Below are 20,060 nucleotides of genomic sequence, written 5' to 3' on the forward strand. Positions count from 1 at the left end.
CCCCTCAGACAGCCACCGCGTGGGGGCTGCGCTCCTGGTCCGTTCCCGGCACGGGGGCGGACGGGTCCGCCCCCAGCTCGATGATCCTGTTGTCACCGTCCACGTGCACGACGCGCGGCTTCAGCGCCCGCGCCTCGGCGTCCTCGACCTGCGCGTAGCTGATCAGGATGACGAGGTCCCCGGGGTGCACGAGGTGCGCGGCGGCCCCGTTGATCCCGATGACCCCGGACCCCCGCTCCCCCTCGATCACGTACGTCTCGAGCCGCGCGCCGTTGGTGATGTCCACGATGTGGACGAGCTCCCCCGGCAGCAGGTCGGCGGCGTCGAGCAGGTCGGCGTCGATGGTCACGGAACCGACGTAGTGCAGGTCGGCCTGGGTGACGGTGGCCCGGTGGATCTTGGACTTGAACATGGTGCGAAGCATGCGGAATCTCCCGAAATGTCTGCTCCCTGCCTGCGTCCGCAGGTCAAGGGCGGTCTCGGCACACTACAACGGTTCACCCGTCCGGGGCGATGGTGCGAGGGGGGTTCAGGAGACCGGGGCCGGGGCGGGGAGGGGGGTCAGGGTGTGGAAGGCGCGGTGGTGGTAGACGAGGGGGGCGGTGGGGTGGACGCGGGTGCGGGTCACCGTGCCGATGAGGACGGTGTGGTCGCCCGCGCGGTGGCGGGCGGCCGTGTCGCATTCCAGGGTGGCCGTGGCGCCGTCGATGAGCGGGTGGCCCTGGGGGGTGGTCGTGTAGGCGCCGCGGGAGAACTTGTCGACGCCCTTGGAGGCGAACCACAGGGCGAGGTCGCGGTGTTCGGGGGGCAGTACGTGGACGACCCACGACGACGCGGCCGAGAAGGCGGGGTGGCACTGGGCGTCGGCGGAGAGGCAGACCAGGACCATCGGCGGGTCGAGCGAGACCGAGCAGAAGGAGGTGGCGGTGAAGCCCCACCGGTTCCCCTCGGCGTCCGCCGTCGTCACGATCGTCACCCCGCTCGGGAACGAGGACATGGCGTGGCGGAAGCTGTCGGTCAGCTCCTCAGTGGGCATTTCCGGTTCCCTCCAGACGTTGCTTCTTCTTGTTCCGGGTCAGCGGGGCGCGGGTACCGCGATGGCGGTCAGGACCACGTCCTCGCGTACCAGCCACCGTCCTTCGAGCAGGTCCGGGGCGGGCGGTGCGCCGGCGGGGAGGCGCGGGCGCGGGGCGAGCAGGTGCGCCGTGAACGTCCCGGCGTCGGGGTCGAAGGCGATGGAGGCGTCCTCGAACTCCAGGCGCTGGCCCGTGTAGGGGTTCCAGGCCTTGTAGACCGACTCCTTGGCGCTGAACAGCAGACGGTCCCAGCACACCTCCCCGCGCCGGGCCAGACGGGCCCGGACCAGCCGCCGCTCCCCCGGCAGGGCGATGGCGTCCAGGACCCCGTCGGGCAGCGGCCGGTGCGGTTCCGCGTCGATGCCGAGCAGGGTGATGTCCCGGCTCCGGGCCAGCGCACCGCCCCGGTAGCCGGGGCAGTGCGTGAGGCTTCCCACCACCTGGTCCGGCCAGCGGGGTGCGCCGTGCCGGCTGGGCAGCACGGGGGCGGCCCGCAGGCCGAGTTCACGCATCGCCCGCCGCGCACAGTGGCGGACGGTGGTGAACTCCCGGCGCCGCGCCTCCGCCGCCGTGCTGATCAGGGCGGCCTCCTCCGGGTACAGCGCCGCCTCCGGCGCGTCGCCGCGGCACTCCGCGACGGCGACGCAGGACGGCAGGATCCGCCGCAGCACAGACAGGCCCCTCTCTGACGGGTCGCCCGTGGTGGTGCGGGCGCTAGCAGCGGCTCGTCAGCAGCAGCCGACGTGACTGCACGGGGGCCCGCCCGGCCAGCAGGCCGGTGTCGGCCCGCAGGATCCGCAGGTGCAGATCCTGGAGCTGCGGGCCCGGATCCACGCCCAGGTGGTCGGCGAGCGACCCCCTCAGCGTGGTGTAGGCGGCGAGCGCGTCCGCCTGTCTGCCGGACCGGTAGAGGGCGAGCAGCAGCTGCCGCCAGTGCGGCTCGTGCAGGGGGTTGGCGGTGGTCAGCGAGCGCAGTTCGCCGAGCAGTTCCTGATGGTTGCCCAGTTCGAGTTCGGCGTCGATCCGGGCTTCGACGGCCTCGGCCTTCAGCACCTCCAGTTCGATGGTGCGCCGGCTCACCGTCGAGGTGGCCTCGGCGCCCGCGTAGGGATCTCCCCGCCACTCGGCGAGCGCGCTCGCGAGGTGCCGGGACGCGGTGCGCGGGTCGCCCGCGGCCAGGGCCGCCTTCCCCTCCCGGACCAGACGCTCCGCGCGCAGGGCGTCGAGGTGGTCCGGCGGGATGTCCAGGACGTATCCGGACGGGCGGGTGAGCAGCCACTGGCCTTCACGGTCACCGAGGACCCGGCGCAGCCGCAGGACGGCGACGGCCACCGCCTTGCGGTCGGTGGTGGGCCTGTTGTCGCCCCAGACCTCCTTGAGGATGCGCTCGGTCGACATCGCCTCACCCAATTGGGCGGTGAGCGCGGCGAGCAATGAGCGAACTCGAGTACCACCTACCGAAACTTCCGTTCCGGAGCGTTCTGATAAACGGACTTCAAGGGGCCCCAAAACTCCTACACAGGGTGGGGATTGCAGTTTTTCAGGTTCAGGCCATTCAGGCATCTTCAACAGCGTCCCTCCTCCGTTGCCACCCTCCTTCCGGCATGCCGAAATCAAGGTGGCGGGTGAACATGGTTACACCGGCATCCGTCGCGATCAAGCGATCGACGAGCAATGCGCGTTGTTGTGTGGTAGATCACCAGCCGCTGGTCACAGCGGCGGAGGAGGTGCGTCCGCGACGGGGGGTCAGGCGGCTCCGCAGGTTTCGAGCACCAGGTCGCTGACCTCCCTGAGCCGCTCGATGCCGGCCCCGAACTCGGGCTGGACATTTGACAGATACGCGCACACCAACTTGCGTTCGGGGTCGGCCCACACCACGCTGGACGTCGTGCCCGCATGGCCGAAGGTGTCCGTGCCGCCCGCCCTGCCCATCACCAGGGCGAGGTCCCGCGGGTCCTGCCCGGGGCCGCCCAGCATGAAGCCGTGCGACCAGCGGACGGGGCGCTTGAGGGAGGCGTCGGTCCCGCCGTCATTGGAGGGTTTCCTGGCCTCCGCGACGGTTTCGGGCCGGAGTACCCGGACACCGTCGAGGGTGCCGTCACACAAAAGCATCTGGTAAAAGCGGGCCAATTGCGTCGCGGTGCCGGAAAGGCCCGCGGACGGAATGACGGACTGCCGGTATCCGCGCCGGTTGCTCATCCACTGGTTGGGCCACTCGGAGGGGTGGTCGGCCTTTGCCGGCACATGCCGGTGCCAGGCGTCGTCGGGCAACCCCATGTGCAAATCGTCAAGCCCCAGGGGGACGAAGAACTCGTTGGTGACGAAATCGCGGAACGACTGTCCGGTGACGCGCTGCACGAGTTCGCCGAGAATGAATCCGTAACTCATGAAGTGGTAGGCGGCGACCTTCCCGCCGGGCCACTTGGGCCGGGACTGTTCGAGGTCGCGCACCGATCGCTCCCAGTCGCGGGCGGTCCGCATCGTGCGCACCATGCCCCGGCCGACCGGCACGCCGGCCCGGTGCTGCAGGACGTGGCGGACGGTCACGGTGCCCTTGCCGTGCTGGGCGAACCGCGGCCAGTAGGCGGCCACCGGCTGGTCCAGCTCGATCAGGCCCCGCTCGGCCAGTGCGTGCACGGCGAGGGCCGCGAAGGGCTTGGTGGCCGCGTACGCGAGGAAGAGGGAGTCCGGGGAGCAGCCGAACGCGCGGTCGAGGACCACGGCGCCGTCCCGCAGGACGCACAGTTGGGCCGCGCCTCCCCTGGACCGCACCACGTCGGTCAGCCGCCGCAGGGCGGCGGGTTCCGCCTCCGCGGCCTCCGCGGTGTGTTCCCGTTCGTTCATGGTGCTCATCGCGCGCGCTCCGTCCGCCTTCACCACATGACCGGCATGGTGTGCATGCCCCGGACCATCAGGCCCGCCTTCCACGACAGGTTCTCCTCCGGCACCGCCAGCCGCAGCCCGGGATACCGGCGCAGCAGGGTCGTCAGGGCGATCTGCAGCTCCACCCGCGCCAGTTGGGCGCCCATGCAGTGGTGCGGTCCCGCCCCGAAGCCCAGGTGCGGGTTCGGCTGGCGGGTCAGGTCCAGCTCGTCCGGTCCGGTGAACAGGGCCGGGTCCCGGTTGGCCGCGCCCATCGACGGGACGACCGTCTCGCCGGCCCTGACGGTGATTCCCCCGAGTTCGACGTCCTCGGTGGCCGTCCGGGGGAAGCCGTCGACCGTGCCGATGGGGACGAAGCGCAGCAGTTCCTCGACGGCCACGGGGATCAGGCCGTGGTCGGCCCGGAGCCGCTCCAGCAGGTGCGGGTTGCGCAGCAGGACGTAGAGGAAGTTGGGGATCTGGCTGGCGGAGGTCTCGTACCCGGCGATCAGGATGGCCTCGGCCAGCCGGACCAGTTCGCCCTCGGTCAGCCGGTCCTCCTCGTCCCGCGCGGTGACCAGCGCGCCGATCAGGTCGTCGGTGGGCCGCACCCGGCGCTGCGCGACGAGCCCGCCGAGGTAGTCGTGCATCCGCATCATGTGGTCGCGGACCTCGACGGGGGTGTGCGCGGTGGTCGTGAGCAGGGCGTCCGACCAGGTGCAGAACCGCTTCCGGTCCTCGGGCGGCACGCCGAGCAGCTCGCAGATCACGGCCACGGCGAAGGGCAGGGCGAAGTCCTCGACCAGGTCGGCGGGCGGCCCCAGCTCCTCCATGGCGTCGAGCAGCGTGTCGGCGGTGCGCTGGATGCGGGGCCGCAGCTCCTCCACCCGGCGGGGGGTGAAGACCTTGCCGACCAGGCGGCGCAGCCGCGCGTGGTCGGGGCCCTCGACGCTCAGGACGGCGTCGGGCGGCGGCTGGTGCGGCAGGAACCGGGGGGCGCCGGGGACGACGGCGAGGGCCCGGGAGAACCTGCGGTCGGCGAAGACCTTGCGCACGTCCTCGTAGGCGGTGGCCAGCCAGGCCTCGCCGCCGTAGGGCAGGGTGACGCGCTGCAGCGGCCGCTCCCGCCGCAGCGGCTCCCAGTACGGGTCCGGCTCCAGCCGGTCGGGGGCGTGGAACGGGTACGCGGGAGCCTCGCCGGCCGCGAAGGGGCACCCGGGCGCACCGGTCCGCGGGCCGGTCACGAGGCGTCGCCCCAGGTCACCGGGAGGTTGTAGACCCCGTACACGATCTGGTCGTCGCGCCAGCGGATGTCCTCGGGCGGCGCCGCCATGCGCAGCGTGGGGAAGCGCCGGACGAGGCCGCGCCATGCCGAGCGCATCTCCACCCGGGCCAGTTCCATGCCCAGGCAGAGGTGGATGCCGTGGCCGAAGGCGAGGTGCGGGTTGTGCTCGCGCGTGATGTCGAGGCGGTCCGGGTCGGGGAAGACCTCGGGGTCGCGGTTGGCCGCGGGCAGCGAGGCCAGCAGCGCTTCGCCGGCCTTCACGGGGTGGCCGCCGACCTCCATGTCCGCCATGACGCCGCGCGGGAGGCCCTGCTGGACGATGGTCTGGTGGCGCAGCAGTTCCTCGACGGCCTGGTCGACGAGGCCGACGTCCTCGCGGAGCAGGGCCCACTGGTCCGGGTTCTGCAGGAGGGTGTAGGTGCCGATTCCCAGCATGTTGGCGGAGGTCTCGTGCCCGGCGATGAGCATGAGCACGCCGATGCCGGCGACTTCGAGGTCGGTCAGGGCGGGGACCGCGTCCGGGTCCTGGATGAGGTGGCTGAGGAGATCGTCGCCGGGGGTCTCGCGCTTGGCGGCGCACAGGTCCATCATGAACTGGTTCATCTTGGCGCCGAGGGCGCCCAGTTCCTCGGGGGTGGCCTCCAGGTCCTGGAGCCGCAGGACCATGTCCATGAACTCCTCGCGGTCCTCGTAGCGGATCCCCATCAGCTCGCAGATGACCAGCAGCGGGATCGGGAGCGCGAAGGACTGGACCAGGTCGACGGGGCCGCCTTGGGCCTCCATGGCGTCGAGCGCGTCGCTGACGATCTCCTCGATGCGCGGTTCGAGCTTGCGGATCGCCCGCATGGTGAACCACTTGGTCAGCAGGCGGCGGTAGCGGGTGTGGTTCGGCGGGTCCATGAAGATGAGGAAGCCGGGCAGGTACTCGGCTCCGCGCATCTCCGGGGCGAGGTTGCGCCAGGGCTGGGGCGCGTTGGCCGGGTGCGAGCTGACGCGGGGGGCGGCGAGCGCGGCGCGGACGTCCGCGTGGCGGGTCAGCAGCCATCCCTCGGAGTCGTCGGCGAAGCGCATCCTGCTGACGGGCTCGGTGCGCCGGAGCTCCTCGAGTTCGGGGGGCGGCGAGAAGGGGCAGGTGCGCTGCCGGGGCAGCGTGGCCGGCTGCTGCTCGGTGTCGGACACGTGGGTACTCCTCGGGGTGTGGTGCCGTGGGGGCGGGACGGGCGGCTCAGAGGGTGGGGGCGTCCGGGCCGTTGAGCGGCAGTACCTGGTAGCTGGCGTCGGTGCGGTCGCGCAGGGAGGGGTTGAAGCCGGCCTGGGCCTCGGCCGGGTCGAGCGGGACCTCCTGGACGAGGTTCCATTCGTTCAGCACGAGGCGGCGGGCGATCTTCCAGGCGCCGTCGCGGCGTTCGAAGCGGTCGACGTAGCGGCCCGCGTACTGCTCCACCCGCTTGACGCCGTCGCGCTCGAGGTAGTGGTAGGCGGTGCAGTACGTCTCCACGCCCGCCGTGTCGCCGTCGATCTCGATCGTGCTGCCGTGCAGGGTGTGCAGGGTGCCGGTGTAGGCCTGGCGCAGGATCGGGAGGATCTGGTCGACGAAGGCGTGGGCGTTGCCGCGGATGACGCCGCGGTCGTCGTGCGCGTCCTCGTGGTAGGCGGACTTGAGCAGTTCCGCGTCGAGCCGGTCGAGGCCGCGGCAGTAGCGCTGCAGCACGATGCGGATCTCGCGTTCGCTCCACAGGACGTCGAGCTGGTCCATCGGGATGTCTCCTCGGTGCGTGGCTTCGGGGTGGCTTCGGGGTGCGGCTTCGGGGTGCGGCTCGGGTCAGGAAAGGGTGGTCAGGCCCGTCCGCGGGGCGTTGACCAGTACGGCCTGGTTGCCCTGGGGGTGCTGGTTGTCGTACATGAGCTGGTGCGCCTTGCCGATGTCGTCGAACCCGCCGGTCCAGGAGAGGCAGGGGTCCACCTGGCCGGTGGAGACGAGGTGGATGACGTCCCGGCATTCGCGGAGGTTGGCGAAGTGCGAGCCCTGCAGGCGCTTCTGGCGCATCCACAGGAAGCGCAGGTCGACGTCGGCGTTGTAGCCGGTGGTGCCGCCGCAGATGACGACCATGCCGGCGTTGTCGCACAGGTACATGGAGGTCGGGATGGTGTCCTGGCCGCTGTGCTCCAGGACGACGCGCGGGGCCCGGCGTTCGCCGAGCGCATCCCAGAAGGCCCGGCCGAAGGCGCGGACGCCCTCGGTCCAGCGCCCCATCGCCTCCCGGTCGCCGATGTCGGGCAGCCGCCCCCAGTGGTCGAAGTCGCGGCGGTTGATCGTGCCCTGGGCCCCGAGTTCGACGCAGTGGCGGGCGCGGTCCTCGTCGGAGACCACGGCGACGGGGACGCCGCCGCGGACGCGGGTGATCTGGATGGCCATGGAGCCCAGTCCGCCGGCTCCGCCCCAGATGAGGACCGGGTCGCCCGGCCGTACGTCGTTGGGGGCCCAGCCGCACAGCTGGCGGTAGGCGGTCGCGCCGGTGAGCAGGAAGCAGGCCGCCTCCTCCCAGGTCAGGCCGGGGGGCTTGGGGTGGCACTGGTAGTCGTCCACGAGGGCGAACTGGGCGAAGGAGCCGTAGTTGCCCTCGTACCCCCACACCGACTGCGAGGCGGAGGTCATGGGGTCGGCGCCCATGCGGATGTCGGGGGCCGTCTCCGTCCACTGGCAGCCGGAGAGGATCACCTCGTCTCCGACCGTGACCTGGGTGACGCCCTCGCCCACCGCCCAGACCACTCCGGACCCCTCGGACCCGCCGATGTGGAAGTCGTCGCGGTCGCCGCGCCGGAGCCGTTCGGAGATCACGTCCACCGGCCGTCCGAGGGCGGACCAGACGTTGTTGTAGTTGATGCCGGCGGCCATGACGTAGACCAGTACCTGGCCCCGTCCCACCTCGGGCACGTCCACGACCTCGCTGAGGAAGGCCTGGTGCGGCGCACCGTAGCGTTCCCGCCGGATCACCGAGGCGTACATCTGCTCGGGAACGGTGCCGAGCGGGGGTATGTCACCCAGTTCGAAAAGAGAATGTCGCACGCAGAACCCCGTCTGGATACAAACTGGTGCCGGGACAGAACAGATTGGGAGGAAATGGTGCGCGGCGGTGCCGCCGCACATCCGGAACGTGGCGGGCGGGACGGAGAAGGAATCGATCCGTCAGCCGGCGCTCACGTGGAGAGTGAATAACTCAGCCTATCGTACACAAGTTCACCGACTTTCTGGAACTGATTCGACAGATAGAAGTGCCCGCCCTGAAATACCTTCAGACGGAAATCCGCGGAGGTGTGGTCGCGCCACTTCTCGACCTCCTCGACCGCGGCCATGGCGTCCGCGTCGCCCACCAGGGCGGTCACGGGGCACGGCAGCAGGGGGCCGGGCGTGTGGCGGTAGGTGCGGACCGCGCGGTAGTCGCTGCGGATGGCCGGCGCGACCATCCGCAGCACCTCCTCGTCGTCCAGGAGCCCGATGCTGGTGCCGCCGAGGTCGTCCAGGGCCGCGATCATGGCCCGGTCGTCCAGTTCGTCCAGCGGCATCTCCACCCGCTGTGCCGGGTTCCCGCGTCCGGACACGAACAGGTGGGCGGGCGGCGTGCCCCCGTCACGGGAGAGCAGCCGCGCCAGCTCGTAGGCGAGCACGGCCCCCATGCTGTGGCCGAACAGGGCCAACGGCCGGTCCCGCCAGGGCTCCAGCGCCCCGGCGATCCCGTCGCGCAGTTCCCCGATCGACCCCAGCAGGGGCTCGCTCCGCCGGTCCTGCCGCCCCGGGTACTGGACGGAGAGGACCTCCACCTCCGGTGCCAGCGTGCGCGACAGCGCGAAGTAGGCGCTGGCGGAGCCCCCGGCGTGCGGCAGGCACAGGAGCCGCATCCGGGCCTGGGGCGCCGGGTGGAACTGCCGTATCCACGTCGTCATCGCCGATCAGCCCCGTCCGCCGTCGAGGCCCGCGAGCCAGGCGTCCACGGCTCCGGCCGTCTGCGTGGCGTACTGGTCCATCATCGTGAAGTGATCGCCTTCCGTGTCGAGAACGGTGCTGTCGAAGTTCCGGGCGGGGCGCCATTCCTCGCCGTCGCGGACCTCTCCCAGCGGGGTGCCGGCCCGCAGCAGGAGGGTCGGGACCCCCGTCTCCTCGGGCGTCCAGTCGGTGAAGAACTGGAAGTACTTGCCCATGGCCGTCAGCCGGACGTCGGTCATCTCGCCGAAGTCCTCCTCCCGGTCCAGCACGCCCTGGGCGAGTTCTCGCTCCATCCGGTGCAGGGCCGGATCGGCCAGCAGATAGGTGTCGAGCAGGACCACGGCCTGCGGACGCGGCCCGGTGCGGGCCAGAGCGGCGGCCAGGCTGTGGGCGAACCAGCCGCCGGAGGAGTGGCCCAGGAGCACGAACGGCCTGCCGTCCGCCTGTCGGCGGACCCCCTCGGCGAGGAACTCCCGCATCACCCCGAAGTCGGCCGGCAGGAGCTCGCCCGGCGAGAACCCGGGCGCGAGCAGGGCCGAGACGCCCCGGGTGCCGCGGAAGGCGGCGGCGAGGCGGGCGTACTGCTGCGCCCCGTACAGCGGGACGGGCGCCGGGCAGCAGATCAGGCCGGCCCGGTCGGTGGCCGCCGCCAGCTCCACCGTGACGGGCCGCCCGCCGGCCGCGTCCACCGTGTGGAAGACCGGACGCAGGCGGGAGGCGACCTTGGTGAGTTCCAGGGCGTCCTCGGGCCGGTCCAGGGCGTTCGCGTTGCGGTACAGCGCCTCCAGGGAGTACGGGGAGGGCGCGGCGGCGGCCGGGCCGCCGGAGCCGGCCGCGGCGAGGCGTTCGCCGAGGAACGCGGCCAGCGCGGTGGGCGTGGGGTGGTCGAAGATCAGGCCGGCGGGCAGGGTCAGCGCCAGGTCGGCGGCGAGCGCCGTGCGCAGCTCGATGCCCATCAGGGAGTCGAAGCCGAGCTCCAGGAACGGGCGGTGGGCTTCGATCTCCGTGCCGCCGCCCATCACGGCGGCCGCCTGGTCGAGGACCAGGGCCAGCAGGAGGGCCCCGCGTTCCTCCTCGGGCGCGGCGGCCAGCCGTGGCCGCAGGCCCTCTGCGGCGGAGGCGGCCCCGGCCGGCGGCTCGGCGGCGGACGGCCGCGCGTCCCGCGCCGCACCGGCCCCGGCCATGCCCGCCAGCCAGTAGCGGCGGCGCTGGAAGGCGTACGTGGGCAGGTCCACGCGGGTCCGGCCGACGGGCAGCAGCCGGTCCCAGGCCGGTGAGGCGCCCGCCGTGTGGGCCTGGGCGACGGCCGTGAGGAGGGCCTCCGGTTCGGGGACCCGGCGGCGCAGCGCCGGTACGAAGGTCTCGGGTGCGGCGTCGGGCAGGCAGTCGCGGGCGGCGGCCGTCAGCACTCCCCCGGGGCCCACTTCCAGGAAGACGGCCGCGCCCCGGTCGCGCAGCGTGCGGACGGCGTCGTGGAAGCGGACGGTGCCGCGGACGTGGCGCACCCAGTAGTCGGGGCGCAGGACCTCGTCGGTGACCTGCCGTCCGGTGAGGGTGGAGACCAGGGGGAGGGCGGGTGCCCGGTAGGAGACGCTCCGGGCGACGTCCGCGAAGGCCTCGGTCATCGCGTCCATGTGGGCGGAGTGGAAGGCGTGGCTCACCCGCAGCCGCCTGGTCTCGCGGCCGCGCCCGGCCCAGCCGCGGGCCAGCTCGGTGACGGCCGCCTCGTCCCCGGACAGGACGACCGCCCGCGGGCCGTTGACGGCGGCGACGTCCACTCCGGGCGGGCCCCCGGCGAGCTGGGCGCGGACCTCTTCCTCGGTCGCCTGGACGGCGACCATGGCTCCGCCCGCCGGGAGGGCCTGGATCAGCCGGCCGCGGGCGGCGACCAGGGCGCAGGCGTCGGCGAGGGACCAGACCCCGGCCGCGTGGGCGGCGGCCAGCTCGCCGATGGAGTGCCCCGCCAGCAGGTCGGGCCGCAGGCCCCAGTGTTCGAGCAGCCGCAGGGTCGCGGTCTCGACGGCGAAGAGGGCGGGCTGGGTGTAGGCCGTGGTGTCTATGAGGGCGGCCTCGGGCGTGCCTTCGGCGGCGAACAGCACCTCGCGCAGGGGCCGGTCGAGGTGCTTGTCGAGGTGGGCGCACACCTCGTCGAGCGCCTCGGCGAACACGGGGCTGTACGCGGCCAGTTCGCGGCCCATGCCGGGGCGCTGGCTGCCCTGGCCGGTGAACAGGAACGCCGTCTTGCCCCCGGGGGGCGCGGTCCGGCCGGTGACGACGCCGGGCGCGCGGGTGCCGGCCGCGACGGCCGCCAGGCCGGCCAGCAGCTCCTCGCGCCCGCGGCCGACGACGACGGCCCGGTGCTCGAAGGCGGCCCTGGTGGTGGCGAGGGAGGCGGCGACGTCCGCCGGGGCGAGGTGCGGGCGCGCGGCCAGGTGCTCGGCCAGGCGCCCGGCCTGGGCGCGTACGGCGTCCTCGGTGCGCCCGGAGACGACCCACGGCAGCGGCCCGGCGGGGGCCTCGGCCCGCGCGTCCGCGGCCGGCGTCACTGCGGCAGGCGTCACTGCGGCCGGCGTCTGTGCGGCAGGTGCCTCTTCGGCCGGCGGGGCCTCCAGGATGACGTGCGCGTTGGTGCCGCTGACGCCGAACGACGAGACCGCCGCGCGGCGCGGCTCCCCGGTCTCCGGCCACGGCCGGGCTTCGGTCAGCAGGCGCACGTCGGCCGAGGCCCAGTCGACGCGCGGGGTGGGTTCCGTCAGGTGCAGGGTGCGGGGCAGCGTCCCGTGCCGCATGGCCTGGACCATCTTGATGACGCCGCCCGCGCCGGCCGCGGACTGGGTGTGGCCCAGGTTCGACTTCAGCGACCCCAGCCACAGCGGCCTGTCCTGCGCGCGGGCCCGCCCGTAGGTGTCGAGCAGTGCCTGTGCCTCGATCGGGTCGCCGAGCGGGGTGCCGGTGCCGTGCGCCTCCACCGCGTCGACGCGGTCGGCGGTGAGCCGCGCGTTGGCGAGCGCCTGCCGGATGACCCGGCGCTGCGCGGGCCCGTTGGGGGCGGTGAGCCCGGCGCTCGCGCCGTCCTGGTTGACCGCGCTGCCCCGGATGACGGCGTGCACCGGGTACCCCCGGCGCCGTGCCTCGGAGAGCCGGGCCAGGAGCAGCACGGCCGCGCCCTCGGACCAGGTGGTGCCGTCGGCGGTCGCCGAGAAGGACTTGCAGCGGCCGTCGGGCGCGAGGCCCTGCTGGCGGCTGAACTCGATGAACGCGGTCGGCGTGGCCATCACCGTCGCACCGCCCGCCAGGGCCAGGGAGCACTCCCGCTGCCGCAGGGCCTGTGCGGCCAGGTGCAGGGCCACCAGGGAGGAGGAGCAGGCGGTGTCGACGGATACGGCCGGTCCCTCGAAGCCGAAGGTGTAGGCGACGCGACCGGAGAGGATGCTGGCGGAGTTGCCGGTGCCGATGAACCCTTCGGCGCTCTCCCGCGCGTCGAGCACGTTGAGCAGGTAGTCGTTGCTGTTGGAGCCGACGTACACCCCGACGTCCTCGCCGCGCAGGGTGGTGGCGTCGAGGCCCGCGTGTTCGAAGGCCTCCCAGGCGACCTCCATGACCAGCCGCTGCTGCGGGTCCATGGCCAGCGCCTCGCGCGGGGAGATGCCGAAGAAGGCGGCGTCGAAGCCGGCCGCGTCCTTGAGGAAGCCGCCGCTGCGGGAGTACGTCCTGCCGGGAGTGCCCGGCTCGGGGTCGTATACGGCGTCCACGTCCCATCCCCGGTCCCCGGGGAAGTCCCCGACCGCGTCGCGGCCCTCGGCCACCAGCTCCCACAGGGCGTCGGGCGAGGTGACGTCCGCTTCGCCGCCGGGGAACCTGCACGCCATGCCGACGATCGCCACCGGCTCGTGGGCGGCGTCCTCGGCCTCCTCCAGCTGCCTGCGGGTGCGCCGGAGGTCGGCCGTGACGAGTCTCAGGTACTCGCGGAGCTTCTTCTCGTTGTTCGTGTCGTCCACGTGCTCAGCCACGGCGGAGTTCCTTCTCGATCAGCTCGAACATCTCGTCGTCGGTGGCCGCGTCCAGCGCGTCCCGGTCCCCGCCGCGCGGGCCGTCGGCCGGGGCGTGGACCGCGAGCAGGCCCTTGAGCCGCTCGGTGGCGAGGGTGCGCTGCCGGTCGCCTGCGGGCAGCCGCGCCAGGTCGGCCTCAAGGCGGTCCAGCTGCTCCGGCAGCGACAGCTGCGGCCCCGGTCCGCCGGTGTCCGTGAGGAGGGTCAGCAGGTGGTCGGCGACGGCCAGGGGGGTGGGGTGGTCGAAGAGCAGCGTCATCGGCAGCTCCTGGCCCGTCCCGGCGGCCAGGCGGGCGTGGAGCTTGACGGTCATCAGGGAGTCGAAGCCGTGGTCGAGGAAGCCCCGTTCCGGTTCCACCGCATCCGGCGCCTCGTGCCCCATGACGGTGGCCGCCTCGGTGCGCACCAGGCGCAGCAGCGCTTCGTGGCGCTCGCCCTCGGGCAGCGCCCGCCAGGCCGCGACGCGGGCGGCGGCCTCGTCGGCGGGGACGGCCGCCGGGTCGGTCTCCGCTTGGGGTGCGGGGCGGGCGGGGGCGGCGCCCCATCCGGTGGGTCCCTGCGGCCAGTAGTGCTGCTTCTGGAAGGCGTAGGTGGGCAGGTCGGCCGCGACGGGCCCGTCGCCGAACCACGCCCGCCAGTCCACGGGCACGCCACGGGTGTGGAGCGCGCCGAGCGCGCCCAGCAGCGCGGGGACCTCGGCGTGGTCGGCGTGTGCCGTGGACACCAGCAGGGGCGCGCTCCTGCCGGGCTCGGAGGTCAGGCAGTTGCGTCCCATGGTGGCGAGCACGGTGTCGGGTCCGACCTCGACGAAGGCGCCGGCCCCGTACTTCTGCAGGCGCCGGATCTGGTCGTGGAAGCGCACGGCGCGGCGGACGTGGGCCACCCAGTACTCGGGCCTGCGGGCCTCGTCCGCGCTCAGGAGGTCACCGGTGACGTCCGAGACGATGGGGAGGGCGGGGGCCGCGTACGACAGGCCCGCCGCGACGCGCGCGAACTCCCGCGTCATGGCGTCCATGTGCGGCGAGTGGAAGGCGTGGCTCACCTTCAGCCGGTTGGTCTTGCGTCCCCGGGCCGCCCAGTGCTGCGCCAGTTCCGCCACGGCGTCCTCGTCCCCGGACAGGACCACGGAGGCCGGGCCGTTGAGCGCGGCGATGTCCACCGCGCCCTCGCGGCCGGAGAGGCCCGGGCGGACCTCCTCCTCCGTGGCCTGGACGGCCACCATGGCGCCGCCGGCCGGGAGGGCGTTCATCAGCCGCCCCCGCGCGGCGACCAGGACGGCCGCCTGCGGGACGGAGAGCACCCCGGCCACGCAGGCCGCGGACAGCTCACCCAGGGAGTGGCCGGCCAGGACGTCGGGGCGGACGCCCCAGCTCTCCAGCAGGCGGTACAGCGCGAGTTCGAAGGCGAAGATCGCCGGCTGGGCGTAGTCGGTCCGGTCGAGGAGCCGACCGCGGGGGTCGTCGCCCGGTGCGAACATCACGTCCAGCAGCGGAGTCCCGAGGTGGGTGTCGAACTGCGCCGCCACCTCTTCCAGCGCCTGGGCGAAGACGGGGAACGCGGCGTGCAGGTCGCGTCCCATGCCGGCCCGCTGGCTGCCCTGCCCGGTGAAGAGGAACGCGATCTTCCCCTTGGCCGGCTTCCCCGGCGCGACACCGGTGCGGACGTGCTCCGGGGTCCGGCCGTCGGCCAGCGCGTCGAGGGCGGTGAGGAAGGTCGCGGTGTCCTCGCCCAGGACGACGGCCCGGTGCTCGAACGCCGAACGCGTCAACGCCAGCCCCCGACCCACCGCCCGCACGTCCACCAGGTCACGACCCGCCACGTACGCACGCAGCCGCCCTGCCTGCGCCGCCAAAGCCTCCGGCGTACGACCCGACACCACCCACGGCACCACACCGCCACCGGACGCCGCCGCCCCGGCCGCCTCGGCCTCCTCCGGCGCCACGGCCGGGGCCTGTTCAAGGATGACGTGGGCGTTCGTACCGCTGATCCCGAACGAGGACACCCCCACCCGGCGCGGACGATCCACCTCCGGCCACGGCCGCGCCTCGTCCAACAGCCGCACCCCACCCGACGACCAGTCCACCAACGGCGTCGGCTCATCGGCGTGCAGCGTCCGCGGCAGCACACCGTGCCGCATCGCCATCACCATCTTGATGACTCCGCCGGCTCCGGCGGCCGTCTGCGTGTGGCCCAGGTTGGACTTCAGCGAACCGAGCCACAGCGGCCGGTCCCGCGGCCGGTCCTTGCCGTAGGTGGCGAGCAGGGCCTGGGCCTCGATGGGGTCGCCGAGGCGGGTGCCCGTGCCGTGCGCCTCGACGGCGTCGACGTCGGCCGCCGACAGCCCGGCGTTGGCCAGCGCCTGGCGGATCACCCGCTCCTGCGCCGGACCGCTCGGCGCCGTCAGACCGTTGCTCGCCCCGTCCTGGTTGACGGCGCTGCCCCGGATCACGGCCAGGACCGGGTGCCCGTTGCGCCGCGCGTCCGACAACCGCTCCAACACCAGCACACCGGCCCCCTCGGACCAGCCCGTCCCGTCCGCACCCGCCCCGAACGCCTTGCACCGCCCGTCCGCCGACAGGCCGCCCTGACGGCTGAACTCCACGAACATCACGTCGGCCGCCATGACCGTCGCGGCCCCGGCCAGGGCGAGGGAGCTCTCGCCGCGCCGCAGCGACTCGGCCGCCAGGTGCATCGCCACCAGCGACGAGGAGCACGCCGTGTCCAGGGTCAGGGCGGGGCCCGTGAGGCCGAGCACGTAGGCGACCCGGCCGGAGGCGACGCTCACGCAGTTGCCCGGCAGCATGAACCCGTCGACGGCCGCGCCGGTCTGCTGGAGCCGGGCGAGGTACTCCTGGTAGCTGGTGCTCAGGAAGGCCCCGGTGTCGGTGCCCTTGAGGGCGAGCGGGTCGATGCCCGCCCGTTCGAGCGCCTCCCAGGAGGTTTCGAGGAGCAACCGCTGCTGCGGGTCCATCGCGAGGGCCTCGCGCGGCGAGATCCCGAAGAAGCCGGGGTCGAACTCGGCCGCGTCGTGCAGGAAGCCGCCCTCGGGCGCGCAGGACGGACCGTCGGGGGAGCCGAGGTCCCAGCCGCGGTCCTGCGGGAACGGCCCGACCGCGTCCTCGCCGGCCGCCAGCAGGTCCCACAGCCGCTCCGGGGTGTCGGCGCCGCCGGGGAAGCGGCAGGCCATTCCCACGATCGCGATGGTTTCCTCGCGCCGCGCCGCCTCGGCCTCGGCCTCCGCCTCGCGCAGTCGCCGCTGCGTCGCCTCGAGTTCGGCGGAAACCCGCTTGAGGTAATACCGGAGCTTTTCTTCGTCAGCCATTTCGGCCCCTCCACACGTGGATTTCGGAATGTGATGCGGTGACCGCTCTACGAAATTCCGAATTTCTTGCCGATCAGGTCGAACATCTCCTCGTCCGTGGCCGCCTGCATTTCCTCGCTCACGGCGGCGTCGCCGACTTCGGCCTCCTCGGCGGCGTCCTCGGCAGCGGACCGGGCGGCCTCCCACGCGGTGACGAGGGCCTGGAGGCGGGCGCCGATCTCCTCGCCCCGGTCGGCCTGCGGCTCGGCCAGCGCCGCCTCCAGCGCGTCGAGCCGGGCCAGCACGTCGGAGCGGGCGGCCCCGGCGAGTGCGGCGGTGGCGTCCGCCACCGCCGACGCCAGGTGGCCGACCAGGTCCTGGGGCGTGGGGTGGTCGAAGACCAGGGTGACCGGCAGGGTCAGGCCGAGCGCGGCGCCGAGCCGGTTGCGCAGCTCGACGGCCGTGAGCGAGTCGAAGCCGAGGTCCTGGAAGGGACGCCACATCTCGGTCTCCTCGGCCGAGCCGTGCCCGAGCACCGCGGCCGCCTGTTCGCACACCAGCTCCACCAGGTACGCGTCGCGCTCCTCCTCGGGCAGTGCGGCCAGACGCCTCAGCGCGTCGCCGCCGCCGGACTCGTCGGCCGGTGCGGCGTTCCCCGTCTCCCGGCCGTCCGCGACGGCCGGCTCGTCCGCGCTCCCCCGGGCGTCCTGCCGCTCCCGCGCGGCTGCCAGCTGGGCGTCCGGCCAGAACCGCCGGCGCTGGAAGGCGTAGGTGGGCAGGTCCGTGCGGCGGGCCCCCGACAGGTGCGGCAGGCGGGCGAGGTCCAGCGGGAGTCCGCGCACGTAGGCCTCGGCGAGCGAGGTGAGGAATCGTTCCTCCCCTCCCTCGTCGCGGCGCAGCGTGCCCACCACGGCCGCCGTCACGCCCGCCTTCTCCAGCGTCTCCTGGAGTCCGACGGTCAGTACGGGGTGCGGGCTGACCTCGATGAAGAACCGGTGCTCGTCCTCCAGCAGTTCGCGTACGGCGCCGTCGAGGAGCACCGGCTCGCGCAGGTTGCGGTACCAGTAGCCGGCGTCCAGTGCGGCCGTGTCGGTGACCTCGCCGAGGACCGTCGAGTAGAAGGGGACGCTCGACGGGCGCGGCGCCACCGCCGTCAGGCCGTCGAGGAACTCCTCGCGCAGCGCGTCGACCTGGGTGGAGTGGCCGGCCGCGGTCGCCCCGGGCACCTTGCGCGCCCGCACCCGGTCGGCCATGCACAGCGCCACCAGCTCGTCCACGGCGTCCGGGTCCCCGGACACCACGACCGAGGTGGGACCGTTCACGGCGGCGATCGAGAGCCGTTCGCCGTACGGTGCGATGCGGCGGGCCACCTCCTCGGCGGAGAGCAGGAACGACGCCATGGCGCCCTTGCCCGTCAGCCGGTTCAGCAGGACGCTGCGCAGGGTGACGATCCGTGCCGCATCCTTCAGGGACAGGGCTCCGGCGACGCAGGCGGCGGCGATCTCCCCCTGCGAGTGGCCGACGACGGCGTCGGGCTCGACGCCCTGCGCCCGCCACACCTCGGCGAGCGCCACCATGACGGCGAACATCACGGGCTGGACCACGTCGAGCCGGTCCAGGGACGGCGCGCCCGGCTCGCGGCGCAGTACGGCCGTCAGCGACCAGTCCACGTGGGCGGAGAGGGCCTCGTCGCACTCCTCGATCCGCTCGCGGAAGGCGGCCGAGGTCTCCAGGAGCCGGTCCGCCATGCCGGGCCAGTGCGAGCCCTGGCCGGGGAAGACGAACACGGTCTTGCCCGAGGCGTTGCCGGTGCCCTGGACGACGCGGGCGTCCTCGCGCCCGGCGGCCAGTGCGTCGAGTCCGGCTTCCAGGGCGGTCCGGTCCGCGCCGACCACGACGGCCCGGTGCTCGAAGGCCGTACGGCCGGCGAGGGAGACGGCCAGGTCGGCGGCCGAGGGCCGCGCATCGCTCCGTACGTGGGCGGCGAGCCGCTGCGCCTGGGCGCGCAGGGCCTGCTCGCTGCGTCCGGAGACCGTCCACAGGAAGGGGCCGGCGGTCGGCTGCGGCTGCGGCGCGGGCTCCTCGTCGGCGGCCGCCGGGCTCAGGGCCGGGGCCTGTTCGAGGATGACGTGCGTGTTGGTGCCGCTGATCCCGAACGAGGAGACGCCCGCGCGGCGCGGCCGCCCGTTCTCCGGCCAGGCGACGGGCTCGGTGGCCAGGCGCACGGCGCCCGACTCCCAGTCCACGTGCGGGGTGGGCTCGTCCACGTGCAGGGTCCGCGGCACCACTCCGTGCCGCATCGCCAGGACCATCTTGATCACTCCGGCGAGGCCGGCCGCGGCCTGGGTGTGACCGATGTTGGACTTCACCGACCCCAGCCACAGGGGCCGTTCGGGGCTGCGGTCCTTGCCGTAGGTGGCGAGCAGCGCCTCGGCTTCGATCGGGTCGCCGAGTTCGGTGCCGGTGCCGTGCGCCTCCAGCACGTCGACCTGGTCCGGGGCCACCCGGGCGTTGGCGAGCGCCCGCAGGATGACCCGCTGCTGGGCTCGGCCGTTGGGCGCGGTCAGGCTGCTGCTGGCACCGTCCTGGTTGACGGCGGAGCCGCGGATCAGGCCCTGGACGGGGTGGCCGTTGCGCCGGGCGTCCGACAGCCGCTCCAGCAGGAGCATGCCGACGCCCTCCGAGAATCCGGTGCCGTCCGCCGAGGTCGCGAACGACTTGCAGCGCCCGTCCTTGGCGAGGACCCGCTGGCCGCTGTACTCGACGAAGCCCATCGGCGTGGACATCACGGTCACCCCGCCGGCCAGGGCCAGGGAGCATTCGGACCGGCGCAGGGACTGGGCCGCCATGTGCAGGGCGACCAGCGAGGAGGAGCAGGCCGTGTCGACGGTCACCGCGGGGCCCTCGAAGCCGAAGGTGTAGGCGAGGCGGCCGGAGAGCACGGCGGCCGCGTTGCCGGTGCCGACGTGCCCCTCGAAGGCGCCGGGAGAGCTCAGGAGGAGGGAGGAGTAGTCCTGGATGTTGGTGCCGGAGAAGACTCCGACCTCGCTGCCGCGCAGGGCGCCGGGGTCGATGCCGGCCCGTTCGAAGGCCTCCCAGCCGGTCTCCAGCAGCAGCCGCTGCTGGGGGTCCATGGCGGTGGCCTCGCGCGGGCTCACGCCGAAGAACGCGGCGTCGAAGTCGGCCGCGCGGTCGACGAAGCCGCCCTCCCGCACGTACAGGGTGCCCTTGCGCCGCTGTTCGGGGTCGTACAGCCCGTCCAGGTCCCAGCCGCGGTCGTCGGGGAACGCGCCGATCGCGTCACCGTCGTCGCTCACCAACCGCCACAGGTCCTCCGGAGAGACGACCTCGCCGGGAAAGCGGCAGGCCATGCCGATGATGGCGATCGGCTCGTTCAGCGAGTCCACGAGCTGCTGGTGCTGCAGCTTCAGCCGCTCGGTCTCCTTGATCGACGCGCGCAGGGCGTGCACAACTCGATCGTCGGTGGTGTCCATCTGCTAACTCC

The 20,060-nt window shown here is 73.4% G+C and carries 12 protein-coding genes and 1 pseudogene; all 13 read right to left on the reverse strand.

Annotated features, from left to right (window positions below):
• Positions 1 to 4: 4 nt before the first annotated feature.
• Positions 5 to 424, reverse strand: a complete 420-nt coding sequence (panD, locus tag ACFY0O_RS37135; RefSeq protein ID WP_358892600.1) for an aspartate 1-decarboxylase — start codon at positions 422 to 424, stop codon at positions 5 to 7.
• Positions 425 to 529: 105 nt separating this feature from the next.
• Complete coding sequence (locus ACFY0O_RS37140) at positions 530 to 1,036, reverse strand: flavin reductase family protein (RefSeq protein ID WP_388955375.1); 507 nt, start codon at positions 1,034 to 1,036, stop codon at positions 530 to 532.
• Positions 1,037 to 1,075: 39 nt separating this feature from the next.
• On the reverse strand, positions 1,076 to 1,747 hold the full coding sequence (locus tag ACFY0O_RS37145) for a 4'-phosphopantetheinyl transferase (protein ID WP_388955377.1): 672 nt from the start codon (positions 1,745 to 1,747) through the stop codon (positions 1,076 to 1,078).
• Positions 1,748 to 1,790: 43 nt separating this feature from the next.
• On the reverse strand, positions 1,791 to 2,639 hold the full coding sequence (locus ACFY0O_RS37150; RefSeq protein WP_388955406.1) for a BTAD domain-containing putative transcriptional regulator: 849 nt from the start codon (positions 2,637 to 2,639) through the stop codon (positions 1,791 to 1,793).
• Between the two features lie 183 nt (positions 2,640 to 2,822).
• Positions 2,823 to 3,929 (reverse strand): serine hydrolase domain-containing protein, encoded by a 1,107-nt coding sequence (locus ACFY0O_RS37155; RefSeq protein ID WP_388955380.1) that lies wholly within the window; start codon positions 3,927 to 3,929, stop codon positions 2,823 to 2,825.
• A 20-nt stretch (positions 3,930 to 3,949) separates the two neighbouring features.
• On the reverse strand, positions 3,950 to 5,182 hold the full coding sequence (locus tag ACFY0O_RS37160; RefSeq protein ID WP_388955383.1) for a cytochrome P450: 1,233 nt from the start codon (positions 5,180 to 5,182) through the stop codon (positions 3,950 to 3,952).
• Positions 5,179 to 6,402 carry a cytochrome P450 gene (locus ACFY0O_RS37165; protein ID WP_388955386.1) on the reverse strand — a complete coding sequence of 408 codons (1,224 nt, stop codon included), beginning with the start codon at positions 6,400 to 6,402 and terminating at the stop codon, positions 5,179 to 5,181. Before ACFY0O_RS37165 ends, ACFY0O_RS37160 begins: the two co-directional genes overlap by 4 nt.
• A 46-nt stretch (positions 6,403 to 6,448) precedes the next feature.
• Positions 6,449 to 6,979, reverse strand: coding sequence for a nuclear transport factor 2 family protein (locus ACFY0O_RS37170; RefSeq protein WP_388955389.1), 531 nt, complete (start codon positions 6,977 to 6,979; stop codon positions 6,449 to 6,451).
• Between the two features lie 66 nt (positions 6,980 to 7,045).
• The gene (gene ccrA / locus ACFY0O_RS37175) at positions 7,046 to 8,290 is read right to left on the reverse strand and encodes a crotonyl-CoA carboxylase/reductase (protein WP_388955392.1); all 1,245 of its coding nucleotides are present in this window, start codon (positions 8,288 to 8,290) and stop codon (positions 7,046 to 7,048) included.
• Between the two features lie 131 nt (positions 8,291 to 8,421).
• A complete protein-coding gene (locus tag ACFY0O_RS37180) occupies positions 8,422 to 9,165 on the reverse strand; it encodes a thioesterase II family protein (protein ID WP_388955395.1) in 744 nt (247 codons plus the stop codon).
• A gap of 6 nt (positions 9,166 to 9,171) precedes the next feature.
• A pseudogene (locus ACFY0O_RS37185) lies at positions 9,172 to 13,188 on the reverse strand (type I polyketide synthase); the annotation flags it as partial.
• A gap of 19 nt (positions 13,189 to 13,207) precedes the next feature.
• On the reverse strand, positions 13,208 to 16,639 hold the full coding sequence (locus ACFY0O_RS37190) for a type I polyketide synthase (RefSeq protein WP_388955409.1): 3,432 nt from the start codon (positions 16,637 to 16,639) through the stop codon (positions 13,208 to 13,210).
• Complete coding sequence (locus tag ACFY0O_RS37195; RefSeq protein WP_388955397.1) at positions 16,624 to 20,049, reverse strand: type I polyketide synthase; 3,426 nt, start codon at positions 20,047 to 20,049, stop codon at positions 16,624 to 16,626. Before ACFY0O_RS37195 ends, ACFY0O_RS37190 begins: the two co-directional genes overlap by 16 nt.
• Between the last annotated feature and the right edge of the window lie 11 nt (positions 20,050 to 20,060).

The organism is Streptomyces sp. NPDC001594 (assembly GCF_042893675.1).
GTDB lineage: Bacteria > Actinomycetota > Actinomycetes > Streptomycetales > Streptomycetaceae > Streptomyces.

Excerpts from the sequence above, each read along its gene's own strand:
- panD (WP_358892600.1), bottom strand. The coding sequence starts at position 424 with ATGCTTCGCACCATGTTCAAGTCCAAGATCCACCGGGCCACCGTCACC.
- ACFY0O_RS37140 (WP_388955375.1), bottom strand. The coding sequence starts at position 1,036 with ATGCCCACTGAGGAGCTGACCGACAGCTTCCGCCACGCCATGTCCTCG.
- ACFY0O_RS37150 (WP_388955406.1), bottom strand. The coding sequence starts at position 2,639 with ATGCCTGAATGGCCTGAACCTGAAAAACTGCAATCCCCACCCTGTGTA.
- ACFY0O_RS37155 (WP_388955380.1), bottom strand. The coding sequence starts at position 3,929 with ATGAGCACCATGAACGAACGGGAACACACCGCGGAGGCCGCGGAGGCG.
- ACFY0O_RS37170 (WP_388955389.1), bottom strand. The coding sequence starts at position 6,979 with ATGGACCAGCTCGACGTCCTGTGGAGCGAACGCGAGATCCGCATCGTG.
- ACFY0O_RS37180 (WP_388955395.1), bottom strand. The coding sequence starts at position 9,165 with ATGACGACGTGGATACGGCAGTTCCACCCGGCGCCCCAGGCCCGGATG.
- ACFY0O_RS37195 (WP_388955397.1), bottom strand. The coding sequence starts at position 20,049 with ATGGACACCACCGACGATCGAGTTGTGCACGCCCTGCGCGCGTCGATC.